Origin of the sequence: Bacillus sp. UMB0728, assembly GCF_002858875.1 — a bacterium.
Taxonomy (GTDB): Bacteria; Bacillota; Bacilli; order Bacillales; family Cytobacillaceae; genus Bacillus_AB; species Bacillus_AB infantis.
The window spans coordinates 181915-199476 of the sequence record NZ_PKLA01000005.1; the positions used below are offsets into that span (position 1 = coordinate 181915).

The following is a 17562-nucleotide window of genomic DNA, read 5'->3' on the forward strand; positions in this document are numbered from 1 at the left end:
GCCATGGGGACAGACCCCTTGGCTCGTTTTGAGACTGGGCCAGGGGGTCTGTCCCCATGGCTTAAGGGAAGGAGGTCAAGCATGGGACAAGAGAGAGGTTTGAATCGCATACATATTTTGTTTGGGGAGTCCCCTGCTGGATCTTTGAAAAATGCCTTTAGGGATATGGGTATTTATGAGCAGGAGAGGGTTGTGTTTTTTAGGGACATCTTTTCAGTTGGTCCTGTTTGGATGCTGCATGAAGAGAGCGGGAGAGAAAACAGGATAGAATGGATGAAGGATTTGATCAGTGATGATTATGAGGAATATCCCGAATATCGAAATAAGTTTGAGAAGACGATCAGACAGATACAGGGTATTTCTGATGGCTCTCATATTATTATCTGGCATGCTGATAATGCCCACGAGCAGACGGGATTGCAGTTTGTTGTGTATCTTTTGAAGGGGAAAAATATAGATATCTCCGCGATCAACACAACAAAAGCGGGTGAAGAAATGTTTCCAGACAAAAAAGTGAAATTTACTCCATTGCACACAGGGGAAATATCCCCTGAGACACTTCAGCTGATCTGGGAAAGCCCATTTGGAAAATGGTTAACAGACCATGATAGAGAACATCTGGAAAAAGAGTGGCTGATCCTTTCAGAAGATCGGGCAAATTTAAGAGTATGGAGAAACCAACTGATCCACAGCTTTCCCGAAGACTACTATGATACATTTATAAAAAGCAGGGCCGAAAAGCTGCATGCCAAGCAAAAGGAAAAGGATTTCATGAAATCAGCAAGGCTGATTGGCGACGTGCTTGGGCGTTTGGATCAGTATGTAGGAGACGAATTTCTTGAATATCGATTGAAGAAAATGATAGCAGCAGGCGTATTCGAGGCGGAAGGCAGCCTGCTGGCGATGAGGTTTTATAGTGTGAGGCTGCGCCAGGGGGACAGGTCCCTTGGCTCGTTTTGAAAGTGGGCCAGGGGGTCTGTCCCCATGGCTTCTAACTAGGAGGCGAAATAAGTGAAAAAGATCATTCTCACGACTGAAAGCGGAGCTGATTTGCCGGCTGATTTAACTGAAAGGTATAACGTTCAGGTGGTTCCGATGCACATCGTAATGGATGGGAAGGATTATTTGGATGGCCATTTGCCGGTTGAAGATATTTATGATTATTATGCACGAACGAAAAAGATTCCCTCTACGACATCAACGAACTCTTATGAATACGAGGAGTTTTTTGCGAAGATAAGAGAGGATTATCCGGATGGCATCATTTTCCATATTGGCTATACAAGCAAAGCTTCTTCTTCTTTTCAGAATGCCGTAATCGCAGCGGAAGAGTTTGAAAATCTATTCCTGATTGATGCCCTAAATGTGACAGGCGGATTGGCTGCCGTTGTCATCTACGCAGCAGAACAGCTGGAACAGGAACCTGGCATGGAGCCTGCAGCCCTGATTGAAAAAATTGAAAGCATCGTGCCTAAGTCGAGGCTGGCTTTCATCCCTGGCAGCCTGGATTTCTTAAGAGCGGGCGGGCGCGTAAGCAATATGGCGTACCTTGGCGGAACACTTTTAAAAATAAAACCCTGCATAGAATTGGTTGACGGGAAGCTCGTCTCCACGAAAAAATACCGCGGAAAAATGAGCACGGTGGCTGAAAAAATGATGCAGGATTATTTAAATGATTACAAAATCAACAGAGACCAGCTTTACTTCATTTACTCAATTGGCCTTGATGAACAAATCAAGAAACGGATGGACGAAATCGCGGCAGATGCTGGCTTTAAAAACGTAAAGTGGATCCAAGCAGGCGGCATGATCTCCACCCACTCCGGAGCCGGCGGCTTTGGAGTGGCTGGAATAGAAGTGTGAGCCAAGGGGACAGGTCCCTTGGCTCTTTTTGAGATTGGGCCAGGGGGTCTGTCCCCCTGGCTCACTAACAGGTATAATTAGGAAATAGAGGGGGGAATATGTTGATCAACCCAGAGAAAGTGAATGCTGATATACCTGCGGATATGAGTAGTAACGATTTACTGTCTATTGTTAATTGGTTCGAGAAGCATCAGCGGCTTTTTTATGTGTTTGGCTGGTCTTATCTGAGGAATCAGAAGCAGCTGGAAGATCTTTTTTATCAGACCATTTTAAAGGTGCAGAAGGATTTTTCGAAAATAAATAGCAAAACAACATTTGATACATGGGTAACAAAGGTTTTTATACATAAGTGCCGGGAGCATGCTGCAACCGTGAGTTTAGAAGCTTCAGAGGAAAGTGATGCGCATCGGGAATTATTTAAAGCGCTTAATCAGTTAAAAGGACAAGAGAGAGAAGTGCTTGTTTTTACGTATTTAAGGGGACTGTCTACTGAGGAAACAGCCAGCCTTCTCCAGCTTTCCGTTAAAGAGGTAAAGGAGCTGCTGGTTTCTGGAATCCAGTCGCTCAGAAATGGACTTAGGTATGGGGAGCATTTTAATGGCTGTGCGGAGTACCAAAAGTTTTACTTAGATTATCTTGGGCGGAACATGGAGAGGCCGCTTAAGATTGATTTCGAAAAGCATATTTATCATTGCCCGGAATGTCAGGAGGATCTGGCTTCTTTTCAGGAAGCACAGCTGCATTTGACGAAGATCATGGAGGCGTTTCAAATTCCGGCCGGCTTTATGGAGAGCATTAAAGAAAGAATTGCCCAGACTGAAAACCTGAGGCAGCAAAAGAACAACAAACGTAATAGAATCGGATTTATTGCTGCAAGTGTATTGGCTATACTCATGTGCACTGGTTTCTTTACAGGGGCTTTCGCAAAAGTCTATTATTCCTTATCGGAGGAAAATCCAGAGCTCCGTCCTTTTCTGCAGGCGAAACTGGGTGAAAGGCTGAATTTGGTAGCAGAAAATAATGGGGTGAAGATTAAAATTAAGAGCGTGATCGCTGATGAGGTTCAGACGCTGATTTTTTATGAAATCGAAGATACGAAGAAAAACAATCAGTATATGATTAATTTTGATGATGGCGTTTATGTGGAGGATGAGCAGTCCATCATGAATGAGCAAATGTATCCTCCGTATAATCCCCCTGACCTGGAGTCGGATTTAAACAAGGAAGAACAGAACATCTATCATGGAAAAATCAGTCTGAGGCCGCTGCTAAAAGATAGCGGCACTGTCAAGCTGAAGATTACAAAGATGATGAAATTAACCCGCAGCTCCTCTGTCCGGGATACTTTTAGCGGAAGCTTAGAGGAGGCAAGAGGTGAGTGGGAATTTGAGATTCCTGTAGTCAAGCAGCCTTCCACCGAGTATGAACTGGAAAAAGACATAGAAGTTGAGGGTCTCCCAGTCCGGATGGAAAAACTGATTCTTACTCCGACAGCCACCCTTCTGCAATATAGCATGGGTTATGCACAGTCAGGAAAAAAGAGGATAGATAATATTGATTTTGCCAGTTTAGAAGTGAACAATAAAAAATTAAAAGCGGATCTTTATGGCGGGGCCTCTTTAGGTTCATGGCATGGTTATCAAGCACAATTCGAACCTCTTTTTGAAAAAAAGGCAGGGAAGATTGAGGTGAAATTCAAGAGGCTGTATTTATCTTTTGATGATTATAAATCAATTAGATTGGACCCATCCAAGCAGTACCCGCAAACCTTTAACTATGCTGGCAGCAGGATTTCCATTGATAAGGTAGAGGTTGGTAAGCCTACCACTGTTGTCTTAAGCAATCATGACATTAAAGATCGCGCCTACGAGTCGTTTCACTTCAATATTGTAACGGAGAAAAGTGAAAATACTTCAATCGAAATGGACTCTGAAGGAGTCTACGTCGATAAAAGCGGGAAAAAATACGATGTTCATCAAATCACACCTGCTCTATACGAAAAGCTCGAGTACCTTCGCCATTTCTCTACCGTTGAAAGAGTCAAAATACAAGGTGAAAATTTAGTTCCCCAAGCCCTTGAAATCTATGGGTACAGTACTACTAAATATTTGGAAGATGTTGTGAGGATATCTTTGGAATAGAGAGCCAGGGGGACAGACCCCTTGGCTCTTTTTTGAAACTGGGCCAGGGGGTCTGTCCCCCTGGCTCAAATAAGGAGAATGCCGAATGATTAGAAATGCTGTTGGGGCCATCGTATTTCAGGGAGAGGAATACCTTTTGGTTCATAAGGTTAAAAGAAGTGCTTTAAAAGCTTCGGAAGGACAAACGAAAGGGGAGTGGGATTTCCCTAAGGGCGGGGTCGAGGATAGCGATGAAAATCTTAAGGACGCGATATTAAGAGAGCTGGCAGAGGAAACAGGATCTGCTGAATATCGGATTATAAAGCAGCTACAGGAAAAGATCTGTTTTGATTTTGATAGAGAGTTTGCAAAGAAAACAGGCTGGAGCCGGCAGGAAACGGTGATGTTTGTTGTTGAGTATGTGGGGGATAGGTCTGAATTGGAGGCAGAGGACAGCGAGATTAATGAAGTTGAATTTGTTGGGAGAAATGAGGCGCTGGAGCGGCTGGCGCATGAGGAGAGTAAGGCGTTTTTTGCTGAGGTGTTTTGAGCCAAGGGGACAGACCCCCTGGCTCTTTTTGTGACCGGGCCAAGGAACCTGACCCCCTGGCTCAAACCGGGCCAAGGGACCTGACCCCCTGGCTCAAACCGGGCCAAGGGACCTGACCCCCTGGCCCAAACCAGCCCACAGAACCCAATCCCCCACCTCACCGCACCCCCAACAACCCCCGATTAATCACCCCATTAATAATCTCCGCCATCTCCCTAGGACTGTGATCCATCCCATTATTAAGCCATTTCTTTATCGCATGAATGCTGCCGCTGATGATGAAGGTACTGAGGTATTCAGAAAGGTTTTCATCGTACGCGGTGTCTGCGAGCCAGCTGGTCATGAAGACCTGATGGGCGAAGTTGATGACTTTTGTTTCGAAGGTTGTGTTTGTTATTTCGTTGAGGAGGGTGGTGCATACTTCGTGTTTGCTGGCGAAGTATTCGAGCAGTTTTTCGATCATTTGGAGGGCCTGGTCTTCTTTTTCGAAGTTGTACTGGCTCATATAGCCCTGCATGTCCTGGATGATTTCGTCTTCGATTGTGTCCAGGAGGTCATAATGATCGGTATAGTGGGAATAAAATGTGGAGCGGTTGATGTCGGCGAGACTGCAGATTTCTTTGACGGTGATATAGGAGATTTGCTTGTCCTTCAATAGCTTCATGAGGCTGTCTTTCAATACCATTATTGTATATTTTTTGCGTCTGTCCATTTTGGGAGAGGTCATAACCAGTTTCCTTTCTTTTTGCGTTTTCCAACACTTTTGATCATTGTGTCGGGAATACCACGGAAGTTAGAGAACTGTTCGTTGAATAGGCAACACCGTGTTTATATAATGATAAAGTGTATAGAAAAAAAGGGCAAGAGAGGGTGAACACGCATCAATATTGCTGCACGAATACTTAAACATAAAAAAGCCGTTGCCATCACGTTTGCGGTTTTGACTGTGCTTTGCGCCCTGGCGCAGTTCACTGTGTCGGTGAACTATGATATGAAGGAATATCTGCCGGAGGACGCCCAGTCGACGAAAGCCATGGAAGTGATGGAGCGGGAATTCGAAGGGAATGTCCCGACGAACCGGGTGATGATGCGGGACATGACCATACAGGAAGCTCTTGCTTTCAAAGAAAAGCTGGCCGCGATTGACGGTGTATCTGATGTCATGTGGCTGGATGATGTGATCGACATCAAGGCTCCGCTTGAGATGTCGGACCCGAATACGGTAGATGACTATTACAAAGATGACTATGCCTTGTTTTCTTTCAGCATCCGTGAAGGAGAGGAAGTCCAGATCACCGATCGCATTTATGACCTCATCGGCGAAGACAATGCGATGGCCGGTGAATCGCTGAATACGGCTACCCAGCAAAAAATGGCCGGCACGGAATCGATGTATGCGGCCGCCTTCCTGGTGCCGATCATCATCATTATTTTAGTCGTTTCAACGACCTCGTGGGTGGAGCCGCTGCTGTTCCTCACCGCCATCGGTGTGTCGGTTCTGATCAATATGGGGACGAATATTTTTCTCGGGGAGGTTTCCTTTGTCACTCAGTCGGTCGCCCCGATCCTGCAGCTTGCAGTCTCGCTGGATTATGCAATTTTCCTCCTGCACAGCTTTAACGATTACCGGAAAAAGGTGGGAGACCCGCGGGAAGCGATGGAGCTGGCGATGAAGAAATCATTTTCGGCAATCGCAGCCAGCGCGTCCACAACCTTCTTCGGTTTCATTGCCTTATCATTCATGGAGTTTGAAATCGGGTCTGATCTTGGCATCAACCTGGTCAAAGGGATTTTACTGAGCTTCATCAGTGTCATGGTGTTCCTGCCGGCATTGACATTGCTTTGTTATAAATGGATCGACAAGACGCAGCATAAGCCATTGCTGCCATACATCCGCGGCAAGGGGAATTTTGTGCTGAAGTTCCGGGTGCCGGTTCTTTTGCTTGTCGCCATCCTGATTGTTCCGTCCTTTCTTGCGCAAAGCAAGACCAATTTCACTTATGGAGTTGGAGAGCTGCCGGAAACAACCAGGGCGGGGAGCGATTTTGCGAAAATTAAAGAAGAGTTCGGGGAAAGCACGCCGATGGTCCTGCTTGTACCGAAGGGGGATACGGCCAAGGAAGAAGAGCTCGCCAGCGAGCTGGAGAAGCTTGACCATGTAACGAGTGTCATGGCGTATGTTAACACCGTCAGTGCGGCAATCCCTCCAGAGTATCTTGACCCCAGCATCACCGAACAGTTCTACTCGGAAAATTACAGCCGGATCATCCTTCAGACAGATACAAAAACTGAGGGAGACGAGGCATTCAAGCTGATCGAGCGGGTCCAGGATACTGCTGAAAAACTGTACGGGGATAAGGTTTATTCAGTCGGGGAAAGCGTGACATTGTATGATATCAAAAATACGGTCAAAAAAGATAACACGCTGGTCAATCTGCTGACTCTCCTGACCGTCGCATTCGTACTGTTTGTAACCTTCAGGTCGATTTCGATTCCGCTGATCCTGCTGCTGACCATTCAGACAGCCGTCTGGATCAATCTGTCGGTCCCTTATTTTACAGATTCTTCATTAGTATATGTCGGCTATCTGCTCGTCAGCATCATCCAGCTGGCCGCGACTGTCGACTATGCGATCCTGCTGACAGATGCTTATAAAGAGGACCGGCAGGAAATGTCTGCGCTGGAAGCAGTCAAGAAGACAATGGATGAAAAAATATTCTCGATCGGCATTTCGGCCTCAATTTTATCAAGTGTAGGCTTTATCTTATGGATTACGTCATCGAACCCAATCGTAGCTTCAATCGGACTGCTGCTTGGAAGGGGAGCGCTGCTGGCCTTGATCATGGTTGTGTTCTTCCTTCCGGCGTGCCTGCTGATCTTCGATAAACTGATCATGAAAACAACATGGAAAGCAAACTTTTATAAGGAGAAGTGATGATGAGGAGAATGAGAAAATTCTTGGCTGTCTTTGCCAGCATCCTAATGATGATGCCCGCCCTGCTCGTTTCGGCTGATACAGCGGGCAGCAAGTCAGGGGAAAAAGTCTCCCAGGAAACAGGAGAGCTTTCCTCAAAGGACGAAGTGGTGTATGCAAAGCTCAGCCCAGCCGGTGAAAATCAGGAAGTTTATGTGGTCAACATTTTAAATATTGAAGAACCTGGGGAAGTGACTGATTATGGCCCCTATACGAACCTGAAAAACCTGACGGATCTCTCGCCGATTGAGAAATCAGACGCAGCGGTGAATGTGACGGCAGAGGAAGAAGGAAAGTTTTATTATCAGGGTGATTTGAATGAGTCAGCCCTGCCATGGAATGTTTCCATTACGTATACATTGGATGGGCAGGAAACCGCACCGGAAGAATTGGCTGGAAAAAGCGGCCATGTGGAGATTGGGATTCAAACCTCCAGAAATGAAAGTGCAGAAGCTTCCTTTTTCGAAAACTATCTGCTGCAGATTTTTTTCCCGCTGAATGGGGAGAAATTCAGCAATATCGAGGCTCCGGACGGGATGCTTGCCAACGCGGGGAAAAACAAGCAGGCCACATTCACTGTGATGCCGGAAAAAGAGGGAAATCTGACACTTGAAGCAGATGTGGCAGATTTCGAGCTCGAAGGCATTGATATCACAGCCATTCCGTCTTCACTCCCGATTGATGCACCTGACATCGATGACATGACAGGTGAGATGGATACACTGACAAAGGCGATCAAAGAGGTCAATGATGGAGTGGGGCAGCTGCAGAACGGCGCTTCGGAATTGCATAATGGCGCAGCTAAGCTCAACGACGGCTCCAGGGAGTACCGTGATGGCATAGCGGCGCTCGATGGTTCCTCTTCCAAGCTGGTCAGCGGCTCAAAGAGCATCGAGCAGGCTCTGCAAAAGCTGAATAGCATTCTGAGCGCTGGCTCTGGAGATATGGGTCTCGGCGATTTGAAAAAGATGCAGGATGGACTGTCCCAATCCGCAGCCGGCCTGCGGGAAGTGTCCAGGAATCTGGCAGCATTGCAGCAGGCCTTTAGCGCCTCTTACAATAGCTTGAATGAAGCAATGGAAGGCATTCCGAATCATGAGATTTCCCAGGCACAGATCGAGCAGCTGAAGGAGAGCGGGGCCGATCCGGATGTGGTCGCGCAATTGCTTGAGACTTATGCCGCGGCTAAAAATGCCAAAGGAGTCTTTGCTGCTGGAAAAGGCAGTTTTGAAACTGTCAGCGGGACATTGGAACAGGTCAGTACCTCTCTGACAGGAATGGCCAAAAATCTGGATGCAATGGCCGCGGGACTTTCGCAGGCTCTGAACAGCTCAGATGCTGCCGATGCAATGGCCCAGCTGCAGGCAGGCGTTAATGCCCTTGCCGCCAATTACGAATCCTTTCACTCGGGATTGGTGGACTACACCGGCGGAGTGAGCAGGCTGGCAGGTTCCTATTCTGAACTGCATAACGGCATTGCTGGCGTGGCTGACGGAACAGGAGAAATCGCCAACGGCGCAGCGAGCCTTCATACCGGTACCACTGAACTTTATGAAGCAACCAGGGATCTGCCTGAACAAATGAAAGAAGAAGTTGAAGGCATGCTCGAAGAATATGACAAGAGTGACTTCAAACCGGTATCCTTCGTATCAGCGCAAAACGAAAAGGTAAACTCAGTTCAGTTTGTGCTAAAGACAGAAAGCATTAAGCAGGAAGAAACGAAAGAAAATGAAAAGCCTAAAGAAGAGCCGCAAGGGTTTTGGGCCAGGTTGAAGGCTTTGTTTTAATAAGCCAAGGGGACAGATCCCTTGGCTCTTTTTAATACTGGGCCACCGGATCTGTCCCCATGGCTTTTATTGGGACAGAGTTATGAGGTGACTGCATTTCTATCAAAGTATTGTAATAGAGGGGTATATTGGATTATTATTATGATAAGTTAAAATATGGAAGGTGAGAAATCTAAAATGAAAAAATCCAGTGCTCTAGTCATTTCATCCTTATTGATTTTAAGTGTTTCCTTCTCTATGAACGTAGAAGCTAAAACACCGGCAGCTGCCAAAACCTATAAAAACTGCACAGAATTAAATAAAGATTATAAAGGAGGAGTAGCCCGTTCTTCTTCTGATAAAAATAAGGGCGGAAAAACCAAATATAAACCATATGTCTCCAAGGCCCTGTATAATGCAAATAAAACAAAGGACCGGGATGGCGACAATATAGCTTGTGAAAAATAATAGAAAGCCAAGGGGACAGACCCCTTGGCTCTTTTTAATACTGGGCCACGGGACCTGTCCCCATGGCTTAACAAATTTAAGTCAGCTGCAGAACATTGAATTAGGTCTAATGAAACAAATAATTTGATATTTTGCTATAAAAATATCTAAAATAGGTTTTGGACAATCATATATTAGGTATATGGATATAGGTAAAATGATACATAAAGAATTCAATAAGGTTAGGGGCTAGAACAATGGATAATAACAACAAGTCGGGAACTTTCAAAGAAATCGTAAATGTTCAGCGCAGTATAAAAGCTAAAATGATTTTTGCGGTGATTGTCAGTCTGCTGATCAGCACGCCTATTTCCGAACTTATCAACAGACAATTGAAAGGTATTTTTGACGGAAGCTTTGGCGTCATTGTCAGCACCTGTGTGACGCTGCTGGTGTCGACATTAATCATTTCATTATGTACGACATTCCTGGTTACCAACCGTCTGAAAAAGGTGCTGGAAGCAACAAAATCCGGGGCCGAAGGGGATCTGAGCATCCAGATTAAAGATAGATCCAGAGATGAAATCGGGCAGCTGGCCTCATCGTTCAATGTGATGATCGATAATCTCAGGCAGGTGGTTGCGAAAACAAATGATACCGCCTCCAAGGTCTCTGCTTATTCGGAAGAGTTCCAGGTCAGCACAGAACAAAGCGGCGCATCTGTAGAGCAGATTTCCGCCACCTTTCAAAACATTGTATCCGGTTCCGAATATCAGGTGAATAAAACACAGGAGCTTCAGGACTCTGCAGGATTGATTAATGATGAAATGAAAAGTATGGCCTCGTCCGTTCAATCAGTCTCTAAAATGATTGCCGAGACGAACGCCAAGGCAGATATGGGAATGAAGCTGATTGGCAATACCGTCTCAAAAATGGACTTAATTCAAGAGTCTGTTCAAGAATCATCCAGCATTGTAAACTTGCTGGGAAACAAATCTAAAGAAATCAGCCAAATGGTGACGCTGATCAAAGGCATCTCTGATCAAACCAATTTGCTGGCGCTGAACGCTTCCATTGAGGCAGCTAGGGCAGGGGATGCAGGAAAAGGGTTTGCCGTTGTGGCTGAGGAAGTAAGAAAGCTTGCCGAAGAATCCGGCCAAGCGGCCGAAAGCATCAAAAAGCTGGTCGAGAATATTTTAGATCAGACAGCCGATGCCGTTGAATCCATCAATAAAGGCACAGAGATTGTAGACAATGGCAGGACTATGGTGAATGAAACAGGCGAAGCATTTAAAGACATTGCAGGCTATGTACATGAAATCGGCAAGCAGTCAACAGACTCTCTGAAAGCGCTTGAGAGTATAGGGAAAACATCAGCACGTACCGGGGAAATCATCAGGGAAATTGCCGGCATTGCCAGGCAGGCCTCAACAGGTGTCCAGCATGTCGCCGCCTCCCTGGAAGAACAGTCCGCTTCCAATGAAGAAATAACATCTGCTGCGGGAAGATTGAATAAGATGGCCGGTGAATTGAGTGAGGAACTGAGTAAGTTTACAGTGTAATCCTTTTACATAATGAAAGGGAATGGGATCTAATATTGTTTTAGAGAGGAGCCGGCCATATTGGGCCGGCACTTTTCATTTACTGTCGGCAGAAATTATTCTAAACTAAGAAAAACGCCACTAGAACGGAGGGCCGCAATGCATGCCAAAAAAAGAATCAGAGACTATGGAGTAAAAATAGGAACCCTTCAGACAGGTCCGCGCAATAGCATCACAGATGTGGAAGGCGTAACTGTGGGGCATACCACGCTGAGCGAAGCTGACAAACAAACCGGGGTTACGGCAATTGTGCCGCATCCCGGAAATCTATTTAAAGAAAAGCTGATTGCCGCAACCCATGTGATCAACGGGTTTGGGAAGAGTATGGGGACAATTCAGATCAATGAGCTGGGTACGCTTGAATCCCCCATTATCCTGACCAATACGCTCGGGATCGGTACAGCGGCAGATGCTTTGATTCAGTATATGCTGGAGTCTAATCCCGAAATCGGCCGGACGACTGGAACGGTAAATCCGGTGGTGTGTGAATGCAATGATATGTTTTTGAATGATATCAGGGCTGGGTTTATAGAGCGGGAGCATGTTTTCCAGGCACTGCAGAATGCCTCGGCCGAGGTGGAAGAGGGAACGGCTGGAGCCGGGACCGGCATGCTTTGCTATTCGCTGAAGGGCGGGATCGGGACAGCTTCAAGGGTAATGGAGATGGACCATGGGACATATACATTGGGCGTTCTCGTGCTGACGAATTTCGGCGGTTTAAAGGATCTGCGGGTGAATGGGAAAGCGGTCGGGGTAGAGCTGAGTGAGGCTATCCAAGCTAAGGAGGAGCAGGATAGAGGTTCGGTTATCATCATTGTGGCTACAGATCTGCCTGTGTCGGAGAGGCAGCTGAATCGAATTATTAAAAGGACGGTTACAGGATTGTCCCGGACGGGGTCAATCATCGGGACGGGAAGCGGCGAGGTTGTCATCGGGTTTTCGACTGCTGTGAAAATCCCTCATGAAAAACCGGCAGATTGCCTGACCTTTTCTATGATACATGAAGAGGATATCGATCTGGCCTTCAGGGCGGCAGGCGATGCAACGGAAGAAGCTGTCCTGAATTCTTTGGCAGCGGCAACACGGGTGGTGGGCCGGAATGGGAATGTGCGGCCGGCTTTGAGTGATTTGCTGCGGGAGCATGGTATCCGGCTGGTGTAAAAAAGACCTTGCCCCAAATAATACGGGGCATGGCTCCTATTCATGATCAATCAATTCTCCGTACTTTTTCATATTATCTTCACTCAAAACCCCAGCTTTATAAAAATAGTTTGCATATACAAACAGCATCATTTCATTTTCTTCTGTGAACTCCAGCTTCTCCATGATGAGATTGATCGTCTCCGCATGCTCTTCAGGACTGGTATACATCGTATTCCAGGCGCTGACCTGCTGTTCAGGGATCCCGCTGAAAATGGCAGCTTCCAGCTCTTCCGGCGGGACCGGCTCCTTTAAGTGTGCGTAGGGGTCTTCATCAATGTCAGTGTAGATGAAGCCGATCGGATTATATTCCTCCAAAGGGTAGGTGTATTGCCCGCTTGAGGTTGTTACCACTGCGTTTAGTTGGTTTACTTCCAGCTTTCCATCTGCTAGAAGAACGGATTCCTCCAAGCTGCTAATCTCGCTTATAAAGTCAGGCACAGCCAGCCAATAGCGCTGACCCTGCGGCAGCTGTGCGATATATTTCCCAAGCGGCATATCCTCTAATTTTCCTTCATCTTTTAATCTCGTAAAAAGCACCGGCCTATAAAAATACTGCACAGTCAAATCCTTCATATAAATGGTCCACTGGGCATCCGGGCATTCAAACAGAACGCGGAAGGCAAAGCCTGCAGCGGTTTTCTGCAGCTCATAGTAAATCAGCCATTGGCCGGTCTGCAGCTGCTCAGCTGCTTCTTCTTCAGTGATATCATGGAAAGTAAAGTGGATATAAGGCTTTGTGGAAAAACCGCTCTCTGTATTGATATAAAGATGAAGATTGCCATTCTCCAGCTTAATCCGCTCTATGATGGCATCATGGAGGCTATCTGTGAAAACTTCCTGGACAGCAGGTGATAAATGGGCAGCAGCCTGTGTTGTCTGCTCATGTGCTGCATCCAGAACCTGTTCAAACTCCCTGTCACTGTTGCGCATCCATTGAAGATAATCCTCCCGGACCGATTTTGGCAGGGAAGGCTGATTGAGCGTTCCATTCTCCACATAAGGAACAAAGCGGCTAGGGAGCACAGTAAGCAGTTCTGCTTTAATATCTTTCAATTCCTCTTTCCGGCGGGAATGGAGATCTTCTCCTTCCTCCTCGGCTTCTCTCAAGGCGCTTTCCCAGTCAGAGTCCGTTTCAGGAATGGGAAGTAGGTTATGCTTTAAGAATGCTTCTTTTGCTTGAATTGTTAGATTCCACATTGAGGCACCTCAAATCATTTGGTAAAGTAGTATATTGTACATCTCCATTAAATCTAGTAAACAACCCCAAATTGCCGCGATGCGCAGCCATGGCATGTATCATTGTCAAACCGATGCTCCTTGGCAACCTTTTCACCGCAAAACTGACACTTTCGATATTGCCTTTTTCTGGTGTTAATAGTCTTAAGCAGCAGTTCAAGCATCACGTCCTGCTGCTCTTCTCTGTTCAAGGATTGAACTTCCTTCCAGGATAAAGAATGTTTTGTATAAATGCCAGGCACCGGAGCCGGAATAGGTCCGTTCCATTGTACAGCTTCATATCCAAAGTCCAGACCAGCATCGGTAAAATGGATATAAACCTCTGGTTCATCGGCAAATCCATCAAGCTTAAAATAAGCGGCATGATTACCAGTAAAACTGTTAATTGAGTATTGATCATAAAGGGATTCAATCCAGGTGAAGGCCTTCATTTTTAAAGATTTCAATGTGAGCATCCTTTTGGCTTTTTCTATTATTATAGCATTCTGGAAATATATGTGCCCCTGCTCATTCATGCCATTACCGCGAGTAAGGGAGCCAAGGGGACAGACCCCCTGGCCCACAAACTAAGCCAAGGGACCTGACCCCCTGGCCCACCAACCAACCCAAGAAACCCGCTCCTCAAGCTGTTTATCCACTCAAACTTTGGGCAATAATGCTTAATGAAGAGATTAATCTGCCCTGCAGCCAATATCCCAGTTGAAACTATCCCGCTCTTCGATTAATATATATGGTGTTGAACTAAACAAACGAAATCGATGATGAGGAAGAGTAGCTGGTGCTGTAATCTAAAGCGAGTCAGGGATGGTGTGAGCCTGATGAGGATGCATGAGTGAAGAACACCTCTGAGTTCTAACCGAAAAGGCTCACTGAGTAGGCTTAGACGTGTCCGGGACGTTATCTGCCGGAATTGATAAGCTGGCCGCATATTGCGGCAATGTGGGTGGTACCGCGGAAGCAAAGCCTTTCGTCCCTTTTAGGGGGACGTAGGCTTTTTTTTATGAACATTATTTTTTTAGGAGGATCAATCATGATTAAAGCAACTGTTAAAGAGCTGTACAGAGATCCTGAAGCCCATTTGAATGAGAAGGTGCGTATAACCGGCTGGGTCCGTACGTCCCGCGATTCAAAGACTTTCGGCTTCCTTGAAGTCAATGACGGCACTTTTCTTAAAAATGTCCAGGTTGTTTACGGAGACGAGCTGCCGAATTTTAAAGACATCACAAAAGCGGCCATCAGCTCTACTGTTTCTATAGAAGGTTCCATCGTTCTGACGCCTGACATGAAGCAGCCATTTGAAATGAAAGCTGAACAGATTACGATTGAGGGTAAATCAAATTCAGACTATCCGCTGCAAAAGAAGAAGCACTCTTTTGAATACCTGAGGACGATTGCCCATCTGCGTCCGCGCACGAATACGTATTCAGCTGTTTTCCGGATCAGGTCTCTGGCTTCTTATGCCATCCATAACTTCTTCCAGGAAAAAGGCTTTATTTACGCTCAAACTCCAGTCATTACAGGCAGTGATACGGAGGGTGCCGGCGAGATGTTCCGTGTGACAACGATGGACATGAATAATGTTCCTAAAACGGATGAAGGCGACGTGGATTTCAGCAAGGACTTCTTCAATGGAGAAGCCAATCTGACAGTCAGCGGGCAGCTATCAGCAGAAGCATTCGCTCTTGCTTTCCAGAAGGTGTATACATTCGGGCCGACTTTCCGTGCAGAAAACTCTAACACAACCCGCCATGCGGCTGAGTTCTGGATGGTTGAACCGGAAGTGGCATTCGCTGAGCTGCCGGATATTCTTGACCTGGCAGAAGCGATGATTAAGCATGTCATTCAGTATGTGCTGAACGAAGCTCCTGAGGAAATTACATTCTTCAACAGCTTTATCGATAAGACTCTTATCGAAAGGCTGAACACAGCGCTGAATACTGACTATGCACGCGTGACTTACACGGATGCAATCGAGCAGCTTAAAGAGTCAGGCGAGAAGTTCGAATATCAGCCTGAATGGGGTGCAGACCTGCAGACAGAGCATGAGCGCTACCTGAGTGAAGTCATTTATAAGCGTCCTGTCTTTGTCACAGACTATCCAAAAGATATCAAGGCTTTCTATATGAGAGCGAATGATGATGGCAAAACCGTTGCCGCTGCAGACCTGCTTGTTCCTGAAATCGGCGAGCTGATCGGCGGAAGCCAGCGTGAGGAGAGGGAAGAGCTCCTTAAAGAAAGAATCACTGAGATGGGCATGGACCTGAAGGACTACTGGTGGTATCTTGAGCTCCGCAAGTATGGAGAAACCAAGCACTCCGGCTACGGAATCGGCTTTGAGCGCCTGATCATGTACCTCACAGGCATGAAGAACATCCGTGATGTTATCCCATTCCCGCGTACTCCGGGGAATGCTGAATTTTAATTTACCTCCAGATCATTTTAAAAAGCCTGTCGCTATTCCTTTAGCGGACAGGCTTTTTCATTTGGGATTCCAGTAAGCCGGCAGCAGAAATCCAGAACCATTTTAGGGAACCGAAATACAATGGAAGCATTGAGAGCCTAAATGCGGGAAGGGGAAGTAACAGCGTGGGGGTTATTTTAGCCATTTTCTGTGCCATAGCTTATTCTTTCAACTATATATTCATCCAGCTTGGGATGAGAAAATCCCCGCAGGATAATGGCAGTTTCCTGTCTCTGTTCATTTGTGTGCTGACCGTGACGGGGATATACGGATCGATGTTTCTTTTTGGGGAAAAAGAGATGGCGCCTGTTAGCTGGATTGGTGTCTTTTTTTATATGCTGGCAGGATTTTGTACGGTATTTTTAGGCAGGACTCTTCTGTTTGCCGGTATTCGAAAAATAGGCTCTTCCAGGGCGGCCGCGCTGAAAAATGCTGCCCCGGTATTCACCATTATCATGGCCGTTCTTTTTTTAGGAGAAACCATTTCTCTTCTTGCCGGGACTGGAATCCTCGTCATCCTGACCTTCCTCTTTCTGCAGGCACGATTTGACTTCCGCTCAGCAGGGGACCATGCGGAACGAGAGGATAAATCGGGGTTCATGCTGGCGATTGCTGCGGCCATCTGCTTTGGCATTGGCCAGGGGCTGAGAAAATTAGGAATTCTGTATGATTCTGATGCAGTCTTAGGATCATTGATTGGCTCCGTATTCGCCCTGCTCGTGTTTATTTTGATGGAAATTGGCAGAAAGCAGCTGAAGCTGACATTGGCATGGAACTTTAAAAATATCAATCTCTATTTTGTGGCAGCCGGCATTGTGACAGGGTTTGCCCAAGTCTCTTTTTTCGTGTCCCTTCTTTATACTCATGTATCGTATGTCAGTACCATAGCGGCTATTGAGCCGATCATTACGATTTTCCTGGCCAGGATGCTGTTGGCCTCTGAAGAAAGATTCGACTGGAGGCTGATTGCAACAGCCTGTGCTGTCTTTTTGGGGACGGTAATTATTATTATTGGGCAGTGAAAGCCAGAACGGAAGCCATTGCAGGTTGGGGCATTCTCCAGCTTGATCAGGAAGGGCTGACAAAAAGGGAGAATGGGATAGTAACAGAGTGGAAGGATCAAGAAATCCCATACATACTTGAAGCAAGAGCTTTTATTCATGCGATTAAGACAGGGTACGCCTCCGGGATTAAAACGGACTATTTGGATGCCTGCCGAGCCCAGGGAATTGCAGCGGCAGCTGTGGAGTCAGCCCGTACCGGCGGCCTAGTAAAAATTATGGACGACTTTTAGCTTTGGAAAAAACGCAGTTATGAACAGGTTTTCCTTGATCAGTGGGA

Annotated in this window: 15 protein-coding genes and 1 other annotated feature; of the genes, 12 read left to right on the forward strand and 3 right to left on the reverse strand. The window is 46.4% G+C overall.

The window, feature by feature from the left end:
* Positions 1-81: 81 nt before the first annotated feature.
* From CYJ37_RS20200 to CYJ37_RS20215, 4 genes are all read left to right on the forward strand, one after another.
* Positions 82-960, forward strand: a complete 879-nt coding sequence (locus CYJ37_RS20200) for a DUF1835 domain-containing protein (RefSeq protein ID WP_257964259.1) — start codon at positions 82-84, stop codon at positions 958-960.
* Positions 961-1011: 51 nt separating this feature from the next.
* Positions 1012-1863, forward strand: a complete 852-nt coding sequence (locus CYJ37_RS20205) for a DegV family protein (RefSeq protein ID WP_101551414.1) — start codon at positions 1012-1014, stop codon at positions 1861-1863.
* Positions 1864-1961: 98 nt separating this feature from the next.
* Positions 1962-4004 carry a sigma-70 family RNA polymerase sigma factor gene (locus tag CYJ37_RS20210; RefSeq protein WP_101551416.1) on the forward strand — a complete coding sequence of 681 codons (2043 nt, stop codon included), beginning with the start codon at positions 1962-1964 and terminating at the stop codon, positions 4002-4004.
* Positions 4005-4089: 85 nt separating this feature from the next.
* The gene (locus tag CYJ37_RS20215) at positions 4090-4533 is read left to right on the forward strand and encodes an NUDIX domain-containing protein (RefSeq protein ID WP_101551418.1); all 444 of its coding nucleotides are present in this window, start codon (positions 4090-4092) and stop codon (positions 4531-4533) included.
* A gap of 157 nt (positions 4534-4690) precedes the next feature.
* Here the strand turns inward: CYJ37_RS20215 and CYJ37_RS20220 are convergent, their stop codons facing one another.
* Positions 4691-5260, reverse strand: coding sequence for a TetR/AcrR family transcriptional regulator (locus CYJ37_RS20220; RefSeq protein ID WP_257964260.1), 570 nt, complete (start codon positions 5258-5260; stop codon positions 4691-4693).
* A gap of 264 nt (positions 5261-5524) precedes the next feature.
* Between CYJ37_RS20220 and CYJ37_RS20225 the strand changes: the two genes are divergently transcribed.
* The 5 genes from CYJ37_RS20225 (at position 5525) to CYJ37_RS20245 (ending at position 12482) form a co-directional block, all read left to right on the forward strand.
* A complete protein-coding gene (locus CYJ37_RS20225) occupies positions 5525-7468 on the forward strand; it encodes an efflux RND transporter permease subunit (RefSeq protein WP_101551420.1) in 1944 nt (647 codons plus the stop codon).
* A gap of 11 nt (positions 7469-7479) precedes the next feature.
* The gene (locus CYJ37_RS20230) at positions 7480-9294 is read left to right on the forward strand and encodes a YhgE/Pip domain-containing protein (protein WP_257964261.1); all 1815 of its coding nucleotides are present in this window, start codon (positions 7480-7482) and stop codon (positions 9292-9294) included.
* Between the two features lie 237 nt (positions 9295-9531).
* The gene (locus CYJ37_RS20235) at positions 9532-9741 is read left to right on the forward strand and encodes an excalibur calcium-binding domain-containing protein (RefSeq protein WP_374703163.1); all 210 of its coding nucleotides are present in this window, start codon (positions 9532-9534) and stop codon (positions 9739-9741) included.
* 305 nt (positions 9742-10046) lie between these two features.
* Positions 10047-11282, forward strand: a complete 1236-nt coding sequence (locus CYJ37_RS20240) for a methyl-accepting chemotaxis protein (protein ID WP_441296446.1) — start codon at positions 10047-10049, stop codon at positions 11280-11282.
* A 138-nt stretch (positions 11283-11420) separates the two neighbouring features.
* Positions 11421-12482, forward strand: coding sequence for a DmpA family aminopeptidase (locus CYJ37_RS20245; RefSeq protein WP_101551425.1), 1062 nt, complete (start codon positions 11421-11423; stop codon positions 12480-12482).
* A gap of 36 nt (positions 12483-12518) precedes the next feature.
* Here the strand turns inward: CYJ37_RS20245 and CYJ37_RS20250 are convergent, their stop codons facing one another.
* Together CYJ37_RS20250 and CYJ37_RS20255 are read right to left on the reverse strand one after the other, a co-directional pair.
* Positions 12519-13721, reverse strand: coding sequence for a DUF4085 domain-containing protein (locus tag CYJ37_RS20250; protein WP_101551427.1), 1203 nt, complete (start codon positions 13719-13721; stop codon positions 12519-12521).
* Between the two features lie 53 nt (positions 13722-13774).
* Positions 13775-14206 carry a hypothetical protein gene (locus CYJ37_RS20255; protein ID WP_142385287.1) on the reverse strand — a complete coding sequence of 144 codons (432 nt, stop codon included), beginning with the start codon at positions 14204-14206 and terminating at the stop codon, positions 13775-13777.
* Between the two features lie 303 nt (positions 14207-14509).
* Positions 14510-14738: a binding site (T-box leader), on the forward strand.
* Between the two features lie 52 nt (positions 14739-14790).
* Here CYJ37_RS20255 and asnS point away from each other — a divergent pair.
* From asnS to CYJ37_RS20270, 3 genes are all read left to right on the forward strand, one after another.
* Positions 14791-16182 (forward strand): asparagine--tRNA ligase, encoded by a 1392-nt coding sequence (gene asnS, locus CYJ37_RS20260; RefSeq protein WP_009791976.1) that lies wholly within the window; start codon positions 14791-14793, stop codon positions 16180-16182.
* A gap of 164 nt (positions 16183-16346) precedes the next feature.
* Complete coding sequence (locus tag CYJ37_RS20265; protein WP_101551430.1) at positions 16347-17243, forward strand: DMT family transporter; 897 nt, start codon at positions 16347-16349, stop codon at positions 17241-17243.
* Complete coding sequence (locus tag CYJ37_RS20270) at positions 17240-17515, forward strand: hypothetical protein (RefSeq protein ID WP_101551432.1); 276 nt, start codon at positions 17240-17242, stop codon at positions 17513-17515. The genes CYJ37_RS20265 and CYJ37_RS20270 overlap by 4 nt, the downstream gene beginning before the upstream one ends.
* The last annotated feature ends 47 nt before the right edge of the window (positions 17516-17562 follow it).